This window comes from Paenibacillus sp. UNC496MF (genome assembly GCF_900113915.1).
In the GTDB taxonomy this organism is placed as follows: domain Bacteria; phylum Bacillota; class Bacilli; order Paenibacillales; family Paenibacillaceae; genus Paenibacillus_Z; species Paenibacillus_Z artemisiicola.
This window is the reverse complement of sequence record NZ_FORE01000015.1, coordinates 41,491-61,138: the sequence shown is the minus strand read 5'-3', so window position 1 is coordinate 61,138 and position 19,648 is coordinate 41,491. Positions and strand designations below refer to the sequence as shown.

At 49.7% G+C, this 19,648-nt stretch carries 15 protein-coding genes and 1 pseudogene; 5 read left to right on the top strand and 11 right to left on the bottom strand.

Going from position 1 to position 19,648, the window contains the following annotated elements:
• Positions 1-100: 100 nt before the first annotated feature.
• From BMZ79_RS25420 to BMZ79_RS25390, 6 genes and pseudogenes are all read right to left on the bottom strand, one after another.
• Positions 101-988: pseudogene (locus BMZ79_RS25420) on the bottom strand (cation:proton antiporter); the annotation flags it as partial.
• Positions 989-2,365: a TrkH family potassium uptake protein gene (locus BMZ79_RS25415; protein ID WP_090645988.1), complete on the bottom strand. Its 1,377-nt coding sequence runs from the start codon at positions 2,363-2,365 to the stop codon at positions 989-991.
• Positions 2,366-2,477: 112 nt separating this feature from the next.
• Positions 2,478-2,744, bottom strand: a complete 267-nt coding sequence (locus tag BMZ79_RS25410; RefSeq protein ID WP_256253143.1) for a cation:proton antiporter domain-containing protein — start codon at positions 2,742-2,744, stop codon at positions 2,478-2,480.
• 272 nt (positions 2,745-3,016) lie between these two features.
• Positions 3,017-4,150 carry a GerAB/ArcD/ProY family transporter gene (locus BMZ79_RS25405; RefSeq protein ID WP_090645698.1) on the bottom strand — a complete coding sequence of 378 codons (1,134 nt, stop codon included), beginning with the start codon at positions 4,148-4,150 and terminating at the stop codon, positions 3,017-3,019.
• 236 nt (positions 4,151-4,386) lie between these two features.
• The gene (locus BMZ79_RS25395) at positions 4,387-5,583 is read right to left on the bottom strand and encodes a Ger(x)C family spore germination protein (RefSeq protein ID WP_177222333.1); all 1,197 of its coding nucleotides are present in this window, start codon (positions 5,581-5,583) and stop codon (positions 4,387-4,389) included.
• The gene (locus tag BMZ79_RS25390) at positions 5,580-7,127 is read right to left on the bottom strand and encodes a spore germination protein (protein ID WP_177222332.1); all 1,548 of its coding nucleotides are present in this window, start codon (positions 7,125-7,127) and stop codon (positions 5,580-5,582) included. Before BMZ79_RS25390 ends, BMZ79_RS25395 begins: the two co-directional genes overlap by 4 nt.
• Before the next feature lie 366 nt (positions 7,128-7,493).
• On the opposite strand from BMZ79_RS25390, the gene BMZ79_RS25385 reads away from it, so the two are divergent.
• Entirely contained in the window at positions 7,494-9,167 is a 1,674-nt protein-coding gene (locus BMZ79_RS25385; RefSeq protein ID WP_090645688.1) for a metallophosphoesterase family protein, read from the top strand.
• 274 nt (positions 9,168-9,441) lie between these two features.
• Here BMZ79_RS25385 and BMZ79_RS25380 read toward each other — a convergent pair whose 3' ends face one another.
• A complete protein-coding gene (locus tag BMZ79_RS25380) occupies positions 9,442-9,936 on the bottom strand; it encodes a phosphoglycerate mutase family protein (RefSeq protein WP_090645685.1) in 495 nt (164 codons plus the stop codon).
• Positions 9,937-10,466: 530 nt separating this feature from the next.
• Between BMZ79_RS25380 and BMZ79_RS33810 the strand changes: the two genes are divergently transcribed.
• The gene (locus BMZ79_RS33810) at positions 10,467-10,604 is read left to right on the top strand and encodes a sporulation protein YjcZ (RefSeq protein WP_143089085.1); all 138 of its coding nucleotides are present in this window, start codon (positions 10,467-10,469) and stop codon (positions 10,602-10,604) included.
• Positions 10,605-10,777: 173 nt separating this feature from the next.
• On the opposite strand, the gene BMZ79_RS33805 is transcribed toward BMZ79_RS33810, so the two are convergent.
• Both BMZ79_RS33805 and BMZ79_RS25375 read right to left on the bottom strand, forming a co-directional pair.
• A complete protein-coding gene (locus BMZ79_RS33805; protein ID WP_256253142.1) occupies positions 10,778-11,080 on the bottom strand; it encodes a WGxxGxxG family protein in 303 nt (100 codons plus the stop codon).
• Between the two features lie 111 nt (positions 11,081-11,191).
• Positions 11,192-11,818: a DUF3231 family protein gene (locus BMZ79_RS25375; RefSeq protein WP_090645683.1), complete on the bottom strand. Its 627-nt coding sequence runs from the start codon at positions 11,816-11,818 to the stop codon at positions 11,192-11,194.
• 664 nt (positions 11,819-12,482) lie between these two features.
• Here BMZ79_RS25375 and BMZ79_RS25370 point away from each other — a divergent pair.
• Complete coding sequence (locus BMZ79_RS25370; RefSeq protein WP_256253113.1) at positions 12,483-12,947, top strand: MBL fold metallo-hydrolase; 465 nt, start codon at positions 12,483-12,485, stop codon at positions 12,945-12,947.
• 16 nt (positions 12,948-12,963) lie between these two features.
• Here the strand turns inward: BMZ79_RS25370 and BMZ79_RS25365 are convergent, their stop codons facing one another.
• Complete coding sequence (locus tag BMZ79_RS25365) at positions 12,964-14,052, bottom strand: helix-turn-helix transcriptional regulator (protein WP_090645680.1); 1,089 nt, start codon at positions 14,050-14,052, stop codon at positions 12,964-12,966.
• Positions 14,053-14,350: 298 nt separating this feature from the next.
• On the opposite strand from BMZ79_RS25365, the gene BMZ79_RS25360 reads away from it, so the two are divergent.
• Entirely contained in the window at positions 14,351-16,045 is a 1,695-nt protein-coding gene (locus BMZ79_RS25360) for a M3 family oligoendopeptidase (RefSeq protein WP_090645678.1), read from the top strand.
• Positions 16,046-16,738: 693 nt separating this feature from the next.
• Positions 16,739-17,374, top strand: coding sequence for a peptide-methionine (S)-S-oxide reductase MsrA (locus tag BMZ79_RS25355; RefSeq protein WP_256253112.1), 636 nt, complete (start codon positions 16,739-16,741; stop codon positions 17,372-17,374).
• A 251-nt stretch (positions 17,375-17,625) separates the two neighbouring features.
• On the opposite strand, the gene BMZ79_RS25350 is transcribed toward BMZ79_RS25355, so the two are convergent.
• Positions 17,626-19,284 (bottom strand): S-layer homology domain-containing protein, encoded by a 1,659-nt coding sequence (locus tag BMZ79_RS25350; RefSeq protein WP_090645675.1) that lies wholly within the window; start codon positions 19,282-19,284, stop codon positions 17,626-17,628.
• Positions 19,285-19,648: the final 364 nt, after the last annotated feature.

The following is a 19,648-nucleotide window of genomic DNA, read 5'->3' as shown; positions in this document are numbered from 1 at the left end:
AGAATTTATTTAAAAAGCCACCATAAACAAGTCCTCAACGTATTTTTACTTAACATGAATGGCGACACAACCCATCCAGTCATTTTATTCGCTAGCCCTCTTATCTGTTAGAATTGACATCATCCAAGGTCATAGCTCTTTTCTTAGATCGCTCCCGAAATATTAACCTCAGCAAAATAGGGGTAACGAGCGTAGTAAAAATCACGACGATAACCATGACGCTGAAATAGTCTCGATGTAAGAGTCCATTTTCCAATCCGATCGTCGCAATGATTAACGATACTTCTCCGCGCGATACCATCCCAGCTCCAACTCCGATAGAGGATCGTGACGAAAATCCCGTCAGTCTCGCTCCTAGTCCCGAGCCGATTAATTTTGTAAGGATGGCCACTGCAGATAGGATGACGATTAACCCCCAATATTCCTTTATCCCTTCAAAAGATATGGATAACCCGATGCTGACGAAGAAGATCGGAACAAAAACGGCATAGGCGATCGGCTCCATTTTATGCTCGACTTCTTCCTTATACGATGTCCGCGATACCGCGAATCCTGCTGCAAATGCACCAATGATTCCGGCTACCCCCAGTTCTTCAGCGGCCATGGCGAGCAAGAAACAGATAATTAGCCCTGCACTGATGACAGACTCGGTTACGCGAAGAGGAGCCAACCATTTTAACAACCATGGCGTTCCTTTCCAAATCATGAGACCGGCAATGGCGAAGAAGATAAACATTTTTCCGATCACAAGCCCAAAATTCACTTCTTCTCCCCCGAACATACTCATAACAAATGCGAGAAGAATGACTACGAGAACGTCATCTAAAATCGCAGCGCCTAATATAGTGGTGCTTTCCTTGCTCTTCAGCATATGGAGTTCTTTTAACGATTAGACCGAAATACTGACTGACGTTGCCGACAGCAGTAACCCGAAGAAGAAGGCGTGAGAAGTCTCCAATCCAATTGTCGTGCCAACCCAATACCCCCCTTATCCGATTAAGATTTTTTCTTCCGGATAACGAAACGGCTGCTTGCGGGAGCCTCGCGTCATGGCAAAGGCGAGCGTGAGCGGTCCGAGTCGCCCGATGAACATCGTGACGATAATTACCGCTTTGCCGGCAATGGAGAGCTGGCCTGTAAAATCCATCGTCATTCCGACTGTCCCGAATGCGGAGGTCGCTTCGAACAGCAGCGTTAAAAAATCGGCATGCGATCGATACTCGGTCATGGTGAGCAGGAACGTGCTTACCATGACAACGCCTAGCGAAATGATAATGACGGCGAGCGAACGAAGAATAAGATCGACGGCCAGCCTTCGTTTATAGGCTTGTATATCTGCTTTCCCCTTTACAATCGCAAGTACCGACATGAGCAGGACAGCAAACGTATTCGTCTTGATCCCACCGGCCGTCGAACCCGAGGAACCGCCGATAAACATCAGGAAGATCATGAAAAGTTGCGATGGCGGCAGCATGGCGCCGATATCGATGGTGTTAAAGCCGGCCGTACGCGTCACGACACCTTGGAAATAACCCGCCCACACGCGTTGAGGCCATGTAAGGCCACCAAACGTGGCTGAATTAAAGAGCTCGACTGCGAGAATGACGAGCGTTCCCGCCGCTATCAATCCGAGATTGGTCACGATGACGATTTTGCTGTGCAGGGACAGATCTTTCCACCGGCGCTTTTTCACGATGTCCAGAATGACCGTAAAGCCCAAACCGCCGAATATAAAGAGTGCGGAGACGACGAGGTTCACCGTCGGGTCGCCCACATATCGCGTCAAATTGTCCGGCCACAGCGCAAAGCCGGCATTGTTAAACGCCGATATGGCATGAAAGGCGCCATAATAGCTCGCTCGCGCAAAGCCGTATTCATGCATCCAGCGTATGGTCAACAAGAAGGCGGCGAACGTTTCGATGATCAGCGCAATGATAAAAATGTTAAGCGCGAGTCGGATGACGCCTTGCGTCGAATACGAATTGACGGATTGTTGAATAAGCAGACGCTCTCGAAGACCGATCTTCTTACCGATTAGCACAGCGAACAAGACGCCGAATACCATAAACCCCAAGCCGCCGATTTGAATGAGAACGAGCAGCACAAGTTCGCCGAACGTTGTGAAGGTCCCCGGAACGTCGAGGACGGACAGCCCCGTGACGCATACTGCGGAAGTTGCGATAAATAGCGCATCGATAAGGCCGATGCTTCTCCCCGTTACGGATGAAGCCGGCAAAGCAAGTAGGAGCATCCCGATCACGATGAGTCCTGAAAAGCCGATAATCATTACTCTTGGTGCGGATAGGCGAGTGTCTTGTTTTTTGATCGTTTCGGTCTCTTTGCGTGCCGATATGATGTACCCCATGCAATCGCTCCTTGTCTTTACGTTTCGTCTACGTTCTTGCCGTGCTCCCCCACGTCCTGTCAGGACGATTAGGATAGCCGCAAGGATCAGTAGCCACCTGTCCCCGAAATCATTATGCTGAATCTCCAAGCCGATCATAAGGAAAAGCGATGCAGCTGCGAGAAAACCACCCCAGAGCTGAGCCAACGGCAATGCCTCCTAGGGCGGATTGCAGGAACAGCAAGATTCCGCTGCCAACTCCCGTCCAGTCCATCTCCATGTAAGAAAGCAAGTAAACGGAGGAAATCTGAAAGAGGACTACGGCAATACCATCGTTAAAGAGCGATTCGCCTTCAATAATCGTGACGACGGACTTGGGAACACCAAGCGATTTGAAGATCGAGAGGAGGTTTTGACAAGAACTAGAAAAGACCGCGATATTCGCGGCCCTCCAATGACATCATGTTCTTGTTACCCGACATTCGTCAACGTAGTATGACTACTTTCGAGAATATTCAAGAAGCTGCAGCTGCTTGAGAGGAATAGTAAATCAACGTTAAATCAAAGATATGTGATCCGCATTTTATTTCAACGAAGAAAATTTCGGAGGACAATTTTTTGCTCATTCTCAAGGCTGGCTGCCATTTATCCTATCGACCATCGTCCGTTCGACTAAGACGTTTCTATGCCATCCGGTTCAGCTTCGGTAAGGCGAGCTCGGGAGCCTCTTCCTCGAAATAACGAAACGACTAGAAGTAGCACCGGGACGACAATGAGAAATGGGATGGAATATATAGGCCATATTTTTTTTACGTATTCGACGAGGTCAAGCTGATTGGGATGCAGAAACGTCGAGAGCAACAATATCATCAAGCCGAGCGGCAACACGTAAATTCGGTAGTCCCTGCTTCGTATCGTCTGGGCGAAGGCGATCGATGTCGATAGGAGGCATACACTTAGCTTCGTGAATTCGTTGAAGATCCAAACCGTAAAAACGAGCGGCTCGATTCTCTCGAAAAAATCGCCTACCGCGATGTACATAAACGAAGTATAGCTCGGAAACAATTGCGCACTCGCGATTTCCCCCAATACGAAGATATTGACGAAACACGTAATGAAAAGCAGGATCCCGCAAGCACCGATAGCGCAGATTACGGTCCGTCTGACGGTTGAAGTCCGATTCACGTACGGAATCAGCATGGCGAAAACGATTGTTTCTCCAAGCGGTACAGTCGCGATCTGTCCCGCGCCCCACAAGACGGAAGGCCATCCGTTATCAAGGATCGGGAGCATATTGGCGGGTTCCATATCCGGGATCAATAAGACGCATCCGATAAATGTGGAAACGAAAATGAGCACGAGGATCATCAGCGAGCATCTGCTTACGACCTCGATTCCCTTGGTTGCGGTCCATACCGTAAGCGTGATCATGACGGTCCCGAGGACGACGGTCGGCGTTCGCGGCAACAAAACCGCAGCGGTCATATCCGTGAAGCTCCGAAGAACGTAGCAACCAAGATAGAAGCCATACCAGGCATATAACAAGCCGACGAGTTTGCCGATCCAAGAGCCTAGAAGAACATGCGCAATCTCCACCAACGATTTATGCGGATAACGGTGGCAAAGGTAAACGTATAACCCATTAATGGCTAGTCCAACAAGCGTACCGATCAAGACGGATATCCAAGCATCGTGCCCGGCTGCGAAACCGACAGGAATCGTCAGTAAGCTGCCCACGACGAAAACGAACATGAGGGCGAATAACTCCATGTTGGAAATCCGGTCGTTGTACCCGTAGCTTTTCATGACTCCTCTCCTCCGTTTCGTTTACATCTCCATGAACATGAGCCATTTTTTAATGAACAACGACGGACTGGGAATGGGAACGTTCAAAATCAATAGAAAACCGATAGTGGCCACCCCTACATACATTATCGTAACGAGTATGTAATCCTGTATGCTCGCCTTCATCTTCATCCAGCGAAATTGCATCCATGCGATGACGATGATGCCGAACATATACAACAGCCCCGACCCTAAGATCATCGCTTCGCCTCGGTTTCTTCGTTCGTTAAGGAACCCGTAGTAATTCCCGCCCGATCTATCTTGATCGTCGCCTTTACAGAAACTTCGGCGCTAGCAAACGTCGCGTCCCAATTTTTTCGTACCTTTCTCCAAGCGCTTGGTTGGAACCGGTGAAGCTGCAAGCCTATTCCGAAAACGTCCGCTTTCCATTCGGTTTGCGCTTTTTTCACTGTATGCAAGGCTTGCCTGGCAATCAATTGCCCAAGCTCCTTTTCGATGACTGAGACGTTCTTCGGATCGTTCATATCCATATTTACGTTCGCTTCGTTGAGTACGCCTTCCCCGTAAAGCTCGATACACAACAGGACTTTGCCGTCTTTTAACGTCGTAACAATACGACTGCTCGTTTTGTTTAACACGGCGCCGACGTTGCCTCCTGCCCGGGGTAATTTTTCGGCTACAATTGTTTGACCAAGCTTATTTTTGATCCAATTCATGCTTCTCGTTTCGATGTCGTTCAGATAACCTACAAGCCGATAGTCCTTAAAAACGGCGGTCGAAGACAGTGAATTCAATCGAAAGCCGTCCTCTTTCCCGGGATTGTCCGTCGGGGAGATTAACTCGATCGCCCCCATGATCGGGACGATACCTTCGTTTGCTTGTGCCATGAGAAAATCCCGAAATGTAACCGATGTGCCCGTGCCGGAACGTTCAAGCTCGCGGACGTCCTCCGACGGAATGCGTTCAATAGGGTGGTCGTTCATTAACAGTTTCGTTGCTTCTCCCCCCTTTGCAACGACTAAATACGTTCTTAATCGGCTTCCTGGATCTCTGGCGTAATAATCGAGAGCGTCTTTAATTCCGCTTCTGGCAAACTTTTCTCCGATAAAGACGACTCTTCGATGGCCCTTGAAAAAATGCCGGGACATCTTGTATTGAATTTTTCTTTCCGCATCGTGAATGTTAATTCCTGTAGAGGTTACAACGAAATACGTTTTGCCGAGCATCCCCCCCGTTGATGCCTTCCCGCTCTCCCCGCTCCCGGCACCTACGGGAATTGGCACTTGGATCGAAATTTTCAACTCGCCTTTGTCCGTCAGATCCAAGGCCGATGCCATAAAAAATGAAATGTCGTTCATTTCGACCCGATCCCAGCATCCGCCGAGCAGCGGGACGATCAAGAGAAGCCAAAGCGATCTCATCGCTGTCTTCAATCCTTCCCGCTCCCTTTCGATCGTTGACCGACTGATTGCGGCCGAAGATAAAGCGTCCATATCGGAGCACGGAATAACGCGTCCTTAAGACCTTTCAGGTTAACAGGCGCCATTGGAAACAAATACGGCACGCCGAACGATTTCAGTTCGCACAGATGAACCAAGATCACAAGCAAACCAACCGAAACCCCGTAGAGTCCAAATATGCCGGCAAGAATAATTAAAGGAAAACGTAAAATACGGAAAGCAAGCGAGAAATTATAACGGGGAATCGTAAAGGAAGCGATTCCCGTCAAAGATACGACGATGACCATTGGAGCCGAGACGATACCCGCTTGAACAGCCGCTTGACCGACGACCAAGCCTCCTACGATGCTCACTGCTTGGCCGACTTGTTTAGGCAGTCTCACTCCCGCCTCCCTTAAGCCTTCGAATGTAATTTCCATAATCAGGGCCTCCACCAGCGCCGGAAAAGGTACTCCTTCTCGCGCCGCCGCGATGCTTAGCAACAGGTTCGTCGGAATCATTTGTTGATGGAAGGTTGTCAGAGCGACGTAAAGTGACGGCAACAGCAACGCGATCATGGAAAATAAAAGGCGGATCATCCGAATCAAATTGGCGTAAACGACCCGCTCGTAATAATCTTCGCCTGCCTGAAGGAATCCCCAGAAGGTCATCGGTGCGCTAATAACAAATGGAGATCCATCTGTAAGGATCGCGACCTGGCCTTGCAATAAAGCAGAGACAACATAATCCGGTCTTTCCGTCGCGAGGAACTGAGGAAACGGAGAGAAAGGCTTTTCTTCAATGAATTGCTCGATATTTCCCGATTCCAGTAATTCATCCGTATGTATGCTTTGAATTCTGGCCTTGATTTCCCGCAGAACCCGTTCGTTGGCTAAACCGTTAATATAAGCTATCGCAATGCTTGTTCGAGTGATGTCACCGACCGTCATTCCGTCGATCTTCAAACGGGATGACCGAATTTTCCTGCGGATCAAGCTCGTGTTCGTGTTCAATATTTCTGTGAAAGAGTCCCGCGGGCCGCGAACCGTATTTTCGGTGGACGGCTGCTCCACCGATCGAACGTTCCCTCCTGCCACGTTTGCCAAGATCGATTCTGATTGTCCGTCGACGCACAAAACAACGAAGCCCTTTAAGATTTCCAGCTCGATCTGCCGGAGACTCGACGCCCGTTTAACTTGGCCGATCGCAATCCCTCTCTTCTCGAGGACCCGAATCATATCCGCTTTTGCTGAAAACGATGGTAAGGAATAGTCGCTTGTCATTAACGGTTTCAAGATCGTCTCTTCCAATTGTTTCGCGTCGACGAGTCCTTCGATATAGACGAGCAGAGCATCGGTCACATCACCAATGCTGAATGCGCGAAAGACCACGTCTGAGCAGCCATTAAATATTTCCTTAAGCTTGCTCGCCGTCTCCTCCAAAGAGGAGGATAGCCTATCTTCTCCTTCGGGAATCGGATTTTGTCTCTCCACGAATACCTTCTTTGATTGTCCTTTCCCCAAAAGCCTTCTGATCATCGCAGTCCTCTCCCACGAAATGCTTGTTTGGATTCGCATGTATTTTACACTTATGACCATTTTTTTATGTATCGGTTTCGGGGTGAAGCAATAACCGAAAGTTTGACTAAAGAAACAGAAGTATGTGTTTGCTACCCAGTCGCCGCCTACTGACTTTTTGATTCCCGGGAATGGGCTGTGCTTCGTTGCCGGGAGTCTCACACAATCCTAGTCCCCCTTGGAGTGTGAATTTGTAGGTATTTTACTAATAAAAAACATAGATTTGATTTGGAATTAATGGTTAAGGTTCTATATTTACTTCAGAAGCTTGACCAATCTCTAGCAATTCAAGCTCAATGGTTCAAATGTTAATTAGGAGGAATAATTATGAGACAAATCCGCAAGAAAGGGTTTATCCTGCTTGCCGCCACCGGCATCGTCACCGTTACGCTCCTCGCTCCCGGCGTAGGGATCGCCACGGCAGCGGCCCCGTCGCACCCGACCGCAGGGGACGGCCACGCCGCTCAGCCCGCGCAGCAGACCATCTGGCGTGGCGACTTCGACAACTCCAGCTCCGCCTGGACCGTCGAGACCGCCGGCGACACCGCCGCTTGGCTCGGTTGGACGTTTACGCCGCGAGACGACTGGTTCGCCTCCGCCGAACCGACGGACGTCGGCTGTGATCCGGACGTTGATCAGCCGCTGGACATCACCTGCTTCCTCGACGAGCGCAACCAGTTCTCTCGCGCGCGCGGCACGATCGCCGTGGCCGACAACGGGATCGCGGCCGCGAACGGAGCCGTCATTGACAACGCGCACCCCGTCTCCACCTCGCTGATCAGCCCGAGCGTCTCCGTCGAGGGCCGCGACGCCGTCGAACTCGTCTTCGCTTCGCACTACGAGCAGGCGCACAAGGCTGTCGCGCGGGTCACCGTATCGTTCGACGGCGGCGAGGCGCAGGAGATCCTGCGCTATTCCGGTGCGCGCATCAGCGACAATGGCGGCGGCGACGTGCTCTCCGGTCAGGAGGTCATTCCGGTGGATGTCCCCGCCAGAGCAAAGTCCGCTGTGTTCCGCTTCGAGTACACCAGCAATAAGCCCGAGCTGTACTGGGCACTGGACGACGTGCTAGTGCGCACGCCGCTCGCCCCGCTGGCTCCGAACGCAAAGGGCACGACGCTGCAGGTGTTCAGCGACATCCAGGGTGAGGGTCTCCCCTACCTCGACGCCGCCCTCGATCTGCTGCACCGCGAGGCCCCGAAGGCGCCTGCCGCACTTGTCGTCGGCGACATCATCAGCGGCCCGAAGGAGAACGGCCAGGATGCGCAGCTCGCCGAGTACAAGGAGGTGAGCGACATATTCGCCAAGCACAAGATGCCGCCGGTGTACCCTGCGATCGGAAACCACGATACGCGCAGCTCCGTGCTCAGCCTCGGTCAGCAGGTCGACAATTTCATCGCCTGGGGCAACCAGTGGGGTGCCAAGATCGACAACACCTACTACGAGAAGGTGATCGACGGCATTCCCTTGATCGCACTTGGCGTTGAGGACGGTACCACGGCCGCCGAAGGCGGGGTAAGCGAAAAGCAGGTTAAGTTCTTGAAGGACCGCCTCGCGTACTGGAAGACGCAGGGTAAGCAGGTCATCGTGATGGGCCACTACCCGTTTGAGTGGTCGGTCTCCGGCACCTACAGCAGCTTTTACCAGAACAGTAGCCGCGTCCAGGTGCTCGAGGACATCATCGGCCAGTATTCCAACGTCGTTTACATCAGCGGCCACTCGCACTGGTCGCCATATCTGCGCGACTGGTCGGGTCGCCCGGTGACCAAAGGCGGCGACCCCGACGGTTACGCTGCGTTCAACACGGGCGCACTAGCGATGGAGTTCGGTCCAAACCCGATTAACCCGTGGGATGAGGACTCGATGACCGACCGACCGGAGTCGCCCACGGTTATGACCATCACTAAGTACGACGACCGGATGATCGTGCGTGACTTCGACGTCCTGACCGGGGAGAAGATCCAGGAGCTGACCGTAGCGAACCCGCTCTCAGGAGACTGACACCTCTGAATCCCAACGCCCCGTCTCGCCTCTTACTGGGCGGGGTGGGGTGTTTTCACGAGGGCCGTCAGAACCCAGTGAGCCACGCGGAAGGAACTAAATCATTTAGAGGAAGCATAATGAACAGAAAAGGCGCAACACCATCTGATGGTCTCACAGGTCGAAATGGCGACGCCACAAGCTTCTATTAAATCGCCCGTTAGGATCATTGCAACGGCAGCCGATCGTCCTGCAGCCGGCTGCCGTTGCGTCTAAATTGAGCTATTGTGTCCCGTCAGTTTAAATGACAGGTGCTATTTGAAAATTTTATAATATCTGCTTTGGGATGATAGTGTAAGAAATGAATTCCCGTGTTGTTGGTATGGAACCAGACATTATTATTTAAAGGTAGCCGGAGGAAGTTCTCGATGAGTTTCGTAATCGTTCCTCCGTGGATAACAATAGCAACTCTTTTATATTGACTGCTATTCTCTTTTATGTAAGAAAAGATTTGTTGGATTCGCTCATGAAATTTCAAGTCGCATTCGTCAACTTTCTGCTCACAGAGATGATCAAGATATTTCACTTCACAATCAACGATATTCGCTACTATATCCGCTGTTTGCTTTGCACGTTGAAGTGTACTTGACCAAATTAACTCTGGCGGAAATTCTTTTGAAACACGTACAGACATTTTTTTGCTTTGCTCAATTCCTAAGTTTGTTAACGGTTCAAGCACATTTACTGTCTCATCCTCTGATTCACCATGCCGAATTACTAATATCTCCATAGTTTCACCTCAATCAATTGATTTCCACTAATTACAATATGATGAAAATGTGATCATGATCTTTTCTGGCGTCGAACTATCGTCCCAATAAGCCAAATTGTTTGCGAGTTTCTTCAATTTCGTGTCGTAATGTACGAAGTTTCACCCCCAGTCACCTCATCTCTCAGTCTGAAGTATTCGCGGTTTGAGTAGCCTCTCCTGCCCTTTAACTTAATGAGGAGCAACCTGCCGGGGCGGCAAACTGCTCCTGGATTATTGAACTCTAGTGTCCCGTCAGCTCAACGAAGTGTAGTTCGTCATCTCTGAGTGACCGTTTTCATTATGCGGTTCGCTTGCTTCGGGAACGGGATCAAGCTGCTGAGGTGTGTCGGAATTTGGGCAATCGAACATGCGTGCACGTTCGATTAATTAATAAAAGCCATTTTTAATGGTCTTGTACCTGGTCGTTCGCCCCTTTATGGCAACAGCCCATACACGTAACCCATATCAACATATACTGCGGTGTACCTCAATTAAAGGAGCTGACCACAATGGGCTATGGTAACGTTGGTGGCGTAGGCGGCGTAGGTTGCGGACCTGTCGGTGGTTTCGGTGGCGGCAATGTATTAGGCTTTATTCTTGTACTGTTCATTCTGTTAGTCATCATCTCGCGGGGATGCTTTTTTTAAGGAATGAACTTCATTTATAGACCTGAGTGCGTCAACCTCCAGGTTCATTAGCATTGCAAGCGGATATGGTCTGCTAACCGGACAGTAGGCCTCCCTATTGAGAAGGTAAAAGCCCCAGCGAACATTCGCCGGGGCCTTTGTTTTCTTGCTGTTCGCTTTCTTATAAGAAGGAATTAGCTACGCTCCGGTTCACGTTTATGACTGCGGCCTCTCAAGCCGATCAAACCGAGCAATCCTAACCAGCCTAACCAGTCCCAATCCATACCATAGTCATCATTCGCTGCATTTGCCCGATAGTTGCCGCCAGAAGTCGATGTTGCATTGTAGCTGTTTGTATTCATGGTTTGGTTGTCATACGATTGATTCGTCATACTATTGTTAGTTTGGTTTGTGACGGTGCCATGAGCACTTAGAACGCCAGTGCTTACCATGAACGTCAAGCAGCTTACCAGCAGCAAAGCGCATAGAGTTTTCATTTTCAACGTATTTACTCCTTTATTGGGTAGTTGAAATACTTAGGTTTGTTTTCCCCGAACGGAGATTAATTATTCTGCAATACCTGCATGTGGTATCGAGCGAGCGAGTTCCTAAGGACCGCTCCGCTTGCCCGTGACAAAAAAGAAAACCATTTCTCGCTGGGGTTCCTTAGTACGGTTTGCAGCATGGAAAGCTGTTTGGCGCTTTCTCGTGTAAGTGTTTGCCTCTGCCATCTCTGGCTTGTTTAATGCCAAGGGCGGGGGAATTAACCAGCCTTTTTCTTTGCTCAACCTTAATGCTTTTAGTCCGATTGCTGCTTTAGCATCATGATATTTTTTGAAGAGCACCGCGAGATCTTCCCGAACGGATTTGCCAATTGTCTGACTGCATGCGATCAAACCGGCAGCCATGTCTACGGAAACCATCGGTGCAATTTCCTGATCGGCAAAGCGCGCACCAACCGGTATGTCCGCTAAGTTAACCTCCGGGCGGTCAGGAAGCGCAGGAGACGGCACAATACCATTCTTAATTAATATCGAATCGATCTCGCTTACCTCTTGCTCCGCTTGAGCAATGACGTCATTCAGAATTTTTCTCAAATCTTTGTCTCCACAATGATTTTTAAGCAAACGGTACGAGGAAATACATCCCTTGGCAGCTGTGGAGGCTTGCCACAAGTCAAAGACCTCACCATAATGCAATGGCTCATGCTTAGGATTTCCGCTTAAAATACCCATAGGCTCACTCCTTTTTGGATTTCTTTGGGTTACAGTTGAATGATCAAGCCGTAACGTGCTGACGCATCTAATCTCTTATCTTCCAGAATCGGTTGATCCCTTTCGAAATAAGCGATAATCGTTGATCTTGTCGGTGTGAACCAATACGCTCCAAAGCAGGGCAAGGACATAATAGATCAAAGAGGTCACACCGATGGCGCTACTTATCACAGACATGAATACGAATTTCATTTCAGTCACCTCCAAAGAACAACTTTACTTTATCCTTCCTATGTTAAATGTAATCAGGGGATTTATGGACGCCACCGGGTACTTCTTCATGAGTTAAAGTCCTAACGAAATTCCCATTCGGACGGTATAAAGGAATTCGGCACGAGCGCCGAAACGTTTCCTTCTGTCCTGTTTATTTTGACGCCCGTTGAGGGATATACAGTCAAAAGGAGCCCGAGATCTCTCCCGGGCTTCTTCTCGCTGATGTGCGTGAGCGGAGCCGGCATTGGGCTCGTCCTGCCGAGCTTGGATGCGCTCATTAGGGAAGGCATCGAGAAGGAGCAGCGAGGGATGATCACGTCCTTCGGGGAAGTCTCGTCGCCATGCAAGGCATAATCGGAACAAAAGTAAGCAATGAAGCGGTTGCCAGTGGATAGGCTCGGAGGAGTGGGTATTGATCGATACGGGCATCGCGGCATTCGGGGACTGGATTAGAGCCGCAGCCGCAAAGCGGTTCGGTCGCGCCAAGCCGCGCGCGATCGTCCTGACGCACGGCCATTTCGACCATGTCGGGTCATTAAAGGATCTGTTGGCGCTCTGGGACGTGCCCGTGGTACGCACACGCACAGGAAATGCCTTACCTGAACGGACAGGAAGATTATCGCCTGCCGATCCATCCGTCGGCGGCGGGCTAATGGCGGCCGTCTCACCGCTTTATCCGCACAAAGGCATCGACGTGCGGCGCTCGCTCAAGGAGCTGCCGCCGGACGGCTCGATCACGGAGCTTCCGGAGTGGCGATCGCTTCATACGCCTGGGCATACGAGAGGGCATGTTTCCTTATTCCCGAGCGCGACCGGGCCATCATTCCAGGAGACGCGTTCATCACGGTCAAGCAGGAATCGGCTTGGGCCGTATTGACGCAGGAGGAAGAGCTTCACGGTCCTTCTTTCAAGGCTTCAATTATTTTGATGTATTGCAAATCCCCTAGTCCATAGTGAGGAAATATATGAAATAAGCTTTGCAATAATTCATCCTGTGGCTTACCTATATGCTTCTTAATAAACGTCGTGATTTCATTATCTTCCTTTAGATAGTCTAGATATAAACGAATCCCCTGGTACATCACAGGCATGACATTCACTTCGGGCATACGATGATGAATCAAAACCTGCTGATAAAGGTCTTGGTAACCTTCCAGCCAGATCTCCGTTTCTTCCACTTCATAAGTCATTTCGTTAACCATATGGAAATACACTTTTCCATCGAATCTCGCTTGTTCTAAATAGGCTAGTACGGTTAGTAAATTGATTTGACAGAACATGTCATCTCCGAACCATAACACCATGCATGTATAGTTATTCTCAAACAGCGGTTTCAAAGGAGTCACGGTAATCTTCTCATACTCCTGTAAGGACACCCGATGTCCGGAGGCTCTTGCTTGTTTAAATTCATCGCTGAAAATCGTCGCGGTCGTATCGTTTGAACACATCGCTTCGTTAAAAGGAACATAATCGCTTTTTTCCATTAACTGATGATTATAAAACTCTTCATACATCATTTGTCCATTTAAGATATTCAATATGTCGTGATCAAACTGATTCTGGATCTTATCTTGCAAAGCCCCAATCTTCAATTTCTGCGAGATGTCCATCGAGAATCCATCCTCTCTGCGATTGATTTTGAATTTGAGATAGGTTTGCAATGGTTGCGGTTTTTTTCTAAAGGCACTCGGGCTTATGCCAAACGTCCCTTTAAATGCTCGCGTAAACGCCTCCTGAGATAAAAATCCGTACTTGAAGGCAAGATCAATCGTCTTTTGTTTGGTTTCTTTCAATTCAATCGAAGCCAGATACATTTTCCGAAGAGATTTATATCTTTTTATGGTGATGCCCGTCATTTGATGAAATTTGAATGAACAGTAATAAGGAGAATACCCCATATCACGGCCTAAACTTGCTAAAGAAAAATCTTCAAAAAGATGATCCTCAATCCAGTCAATCATTTCTTGCATCGTGCGGTCCATAGGCACCTCCCCTTAACTGATTATAAAAGAATCGAACCTCTTTTTTTTGATATAAGTTGCGGTTCTATTGATTATTTGCTGTCTTTCGCTTCCCGCGCCATTAGGACGGCATTGTCGTTTCGTTTCGGGAACAGTACCACGTTTGTTTGTTAACCTGCTCCGCGGAATGGAGTATAATGGAATAAGGTTGCGCTCGTCGACTCGATGATGGGTTTGCCGGATGCGGTAAACGGGTCGACTAGGTTAGCCTGCACGTATACGATTCAGTCTTATAAAACCGGAAGGCGGTGAAGGGCGCATGACATTTAGCGAATATACATACGAGAGACCGAACGTGAAGGCGTTCGAGGTGACATTCAAGGAGCTGCTTGGCATATTCGCCGCGGCTGACAGCCTCAAGGAGCAGGACTCCGCGATGGCGGGCATAAACAAGCTCCGCAGCGAGTTCGACACGATGCAGACGATCGCAAGCATTCGCCACTCCATCGATACGAACGACGAATTCTACAAAGCAGAGCAAGACTTCTTTGACGAGAACAGCCCCGTCGTGCAGGAATTCGTGACGGACTACTACCGGGCGCTGGTCGGCTCGAAGTTCCGTCCCGAGTTGGAGGCTAAATGGGGACGGCAGCTATTCCGGCTCGCCGAGCTGTCGCTGAAAACGTTCAGCCCCGAGGTTATCGAGGATCTCCAGCAGGAGAATAAATTAACGACGGAATACACGAAGCTGATCGCTTCCGCGAAAATTCCGTTCGAAGGTGAAGAACGCACGCTCGCGCAGCTCGGTCCGTTCCAGCAATCGACCGACCGCGATATGCGCAGACGCGCCGCCGAAGCGTCCTCCGGCTTCATGGCGGAGAACGAAACGACCCTCGACCGCATCTATGATGATTTGGTCAAAGTCCGCACGCGGATCGCGAAGAAACTCGGCTTCGACAACTTCGTCGAGCTCGGCTACGCCCGCATGAGCCGAACCGACTACGACGCCGGCATGGTCGCGAACTTCCGTAAGCAAGTCCAGGACCATATCGTCCCGGTCGCGACGGCTCTCAAGGAACGTCAACGGAACCGGATCGGGGTCGACAAGCTGCTCTATTACGACGAGAACCTCGCCTTCCTATCCGGCAACGCAACGCCGAAGGGCGACCCGGATTGGATCATCGCCGGCGGCGCGAAGATGTACGCGGAGCTATCGCCGGAGACGGACGCGTTCTTCCGGTTCATGCAAGACAACGACCTGATGGACCTCGTCGCTAAGAAGGGCAAGCAAGGCGGCGGTTACTGCACGTACATTAGCGAACACAAAGCGCCCTACATTTTCTCCAACTTCAACGGCACCTCCGGCGATATCGACGTGCTGACGCACGAGGCCGGACATGCGTTCCAGGTGTACGAGAGTCGCGGCTACGCGGTGCCGGAATATGCCTTTCCGACCTACGAAGCCTGCGAGATCCATTCCATGAGCATGGAGTTTCTCACTTGGCCTTGGATGGAGCAGTTCTTCAAGGAGGACGCGGACAAATACCGGTTCGACCACCTCGCCAGTTCGCTCATCTTCATTCCATACGGCGTGACCGTGGACGAATTTCAGCATTACGTATATGCGAATCCGGAAGCGACGCCGACCGAACGGAAGCAGGCGTGGCGCGAGATCGAGAAGAAATATCTCCCGCATCGCGATTACGCGAACAACTCGTATTTGGCCGCAGGCGGTTTCTGGCACAAGCAGGGACATATTTTCAACTCGCCGTTCTACTATATCGACTATACGTTAGCGCAGCTTTGCGCATTTCAATTCTGGAAGAAGTCCCGCGAAGACCGCGAAGCCGCATGGCATGATTACCTCGGGCTTTGCCGTCTGGGCGGCAGCCTCTCCTTCACGGAGCTTGCAAACGCGGCCGGCCTGATCTCGCCGTTCCAAGACGGCTGCGTCGCCTCCGTCATCGGCACCATCGAGGCGTGGCTAGATAGCGTGGACGACAAATCTCTGTAAGGCTGAAGGCTGTTCGCGGGAGTCGTTTTATCTGTCTTGAGCGTTAAGCACAAAGGCGAGTATCAGACACTAATCATAAAACCAGCAGCAGTCTTGGACTGATAAGTCTCGGACTAATGCTGGTTTTTTGCAAAGTTGCTTATGTTTGGTTGAACTATCGTTCCGTTAGCGCACGACCGTTAGCCGTTTTATTTATCAATCATCCAGCCATAATTAAAATTATAGAGCCTAAAACAACGACTGCAATTTCTTTAATCTCCATTTTGAACTCTCCCCATTATCAGCATTGCACATGTGAATATTTCGTTCGGTTCATTAACCTGTTCCATGATTCTTAATGACTGCCCGTTAGGCGCAACAACGGCAGCCGCTCGTTATGAGGCCGGCTGCCGTCACGTCAAGATTGAGCTATCGTGTCCCGTTTGTTGAATGACATATGTTTGTTTCTATTGAGTACTTGGCCGCCGGGTGGCGGAAGACGCCTAAATTCTTCGAATATACTTTCTACTGCTGGACATAATAACCAAAGGTGACTTACCCCGAAATGCGGATTGAAGGTGCGAACCCCCTGTATCTTTCTTTGCGTTGCTGCGTTATTGTCGTATAGGGAAAGGCAGCAAAGGCGATCCGAACGTGCTTTCCTGGCTCAGTCTAAGATTGCGGCAAAGCTATAAGGTTACCGGAGGTGGTTTGATGAATGACAATAACATAGGCACGGTAACGCTTGGCATGGGCTGTTTTTGGAGTCCTGACGCTTTGTTCGGACAAATAAGAGGAATCATAAGAACCCGCGTTGGCTATGCCGGAGGTACCCTGGATCAACCTACTTACCGGCAGCTTGGAGATCATACGGAAACGGTCGAAATGGATTATGATACCCGGATCCTTTCATTGGAGAACGTCCTGGATGTATTTTGGAGTAACCACAATCCTTTCAATATTAACGATTATAAAGGCCGTCAGTATCTATCCTTGGTTTTGTATCGTGGGCAAAGTCAGCTAAACGTAATCCAGAAAGTCATGAAAATACGAGAAGAAGAAGGAAAAGGAAAGCCTGACACCGAGATTGCTCCCTTTAACCGGTTCTACCCTGCTGAGGATCGACATCAAAAATATTATTTAAAACGCCATCCTAGTGCAATCGAAGAGCTGAGCAAACTTTTTCCGTCCCCTCAAGAGCTGACGAATGCAACCTTGGCTGCAAGGCTGAACGGTTTGGCCAAAGGGTATACCAATCTGCGTACCATCCTAGACGAAATCCGTACATGGCCGATCAGCGAGGAGGAAAAAGGAAACTTGCTCCATCTTATCCAAAGAATCAGATGGTGATTGAGCACAATCCCTTTTTCCACCTTGCATAATTCTGCCCGTTAGCGCCAAGACGGAAGCCGACCGTTCTGGGGCAGCTGCCATCTAATCAATACTATCTCTCCAAAAACGTACCCCTCTTGGATATCTGGGGGTCTGGCATAGGGGCAGTGTTTATTCTACTTTGTAGTTCTTTGATACCAAATTATTTATTCGGAAGCGCGAAAACGGCAGCCACGATATTGGCTGCCGTTTCTATGTGAACTTTAAGGTTAAACGCCTTGATAATTGACAGTCACGGAGCTACCGTCCGTAGTTGCTTCGGTTGTAACGGAGTAAAGTCCCGCTTCATTACGGACGTTGATTTGGAAGCTCATAGCGCCCAATGGGTCGGTTCCATCGAGAACATACGTAGCTGTCGTTACCCATTCATTGCCGTCTTGCACGGATTCAAAGCTGTTCGGGTTGCTCCCGTTGATCTTGAAGTTGCTGAGCTTGAGAAGTTTTTGTGCGGAACGTATTGTCAGCGTTACCGTGTCGCCGGATGTTGCTTCTGCTGGGTTAGCATTGTTTGAAGCAATGGTAACAGACGACAGCACGGGCGCTTTCTGCACCTCAACGTATTGGCCATTCGTTGTTTGCTCGATGGTTTGCGAATAAGTCCCTGCGGCGTTCTTAACGTTAATTTGGAAATTCATCGCACCTTCTGGATCTGATTCGTCAATAACGTAAGTCGCCTGGCTAATCCATGTGCCACCCTCTTGTGTCTCGGTACAAGTGAAGCTCGTAGGATTTCCGCCGTTAATTTTAAAGTTGCTGAGTTTTATTACCTCTTCCGATGTTTCGAATTGCAAAGTGACTGTGTCGCCCACTTTAGCAAGCAACGGGTTGTTGGCGTTATCAGACGACAGGGAGACGTTGGATACTGCTACCGGCCTGGCTACTGTATGGGCACTCACAGGATCGGTATAGTTTGACATGTTCCCTGCTGCGTCATACGCTCTAACCTCGAAGTGGTAATCGGTATCGGGAGTCAGCCCCGTTACAATCATCGACGTACCGTCGGTGCTGTTAAATACCTGGCCGGCATTAATATACACCTTATACATAGGTGCTCCTGCATTATCTGTCGAAGCTGTCCAGCTTACTTTTACGCTTGTTTCTGTGATATCGGAGACAGTCACATCTTGTGGTAGCGTAGGAGCCTGTGTGTCTACAGTTGAGCCGCCGCCAGTTACAGGAGGAATTACCACAGGCGGTTGCTCTGGCTCAGCCGGATCTGTCGGTTTGTTTTCGTCCTTAACTTCCTCGGCCGATTTCAAGAAATTAGTGCCCATAACGGCTGCTTGTTCGCGAGTTGCGTTTCCTTGCGGATTAAACGATCCGTCGGGATTGCCTTTGATTAATCCGTAAGCAACGGCCATTGCTACGTACGACTTCGCCCAGTCGGAGATCGCATCTGCATCGGTGAAAGTCAGCGGAACGCCCGTCCCTTTAATTTCTCCTACCGTTTGCAGTGCCTTAACCATGATGACGGTCGATTGTTCGCGAGTCAGATTACTATTCGGGCTAAACGCGTTAGCTCCGGTTCCTTGAATGATACCTGCCTTGTACGCCGCATCAACATACGGGGCAGCCCAACCAACTACATCCTTGAACGTGTTAGACGCCATACTCGAGGTATCGACCGGCAAGTTCATTGCCTTGACCATCAATGTAACGAATTGAGCGCGAGTCAACTCGCCTTTCGGATCGAAATGCTTCGAATCAACACCATTGATAATTCCCGCTTCAACAAGCCGTTGAATAGCGTCCTTAGCGAATGAGTTATCAATGTCGGTAAAGCTTGATGTAGTATCAGCGAATGCGGTTGGCACTGCTCCTAATACTAGCGCGGATGCAATAGCCGCAGAAATGATCTGTTTTTTCATTTGTCTTCCCCCGATTGTGTTGGTTTCGCATAGAATTGATAGTGGGTGCAACTCAACTGTAGCTCGTAAATTTCATCATGAGTCTTTTCTCGGGTGCCACTTCCCATCTCAAATGGCGAAGGAAAGTGTAGTAATTTCAATAGTACTTATTACTCTAATTGGCAGGCTCTAGATGCAAATATCTCAATGATGATGTCGTTCTCTATCGAATTCTAGTGCGAAGGTAATATTATCACATATTGTAAATACACGACAATAGATAGAGATAAAAATGGTCCCTTCGATCTATTCTTCGTATCATCCGATTCCAGGACAAGCCCTCCCAAGCGGAAGAGTAGATCGGCGAAGCTATTAGCCAGCCGGG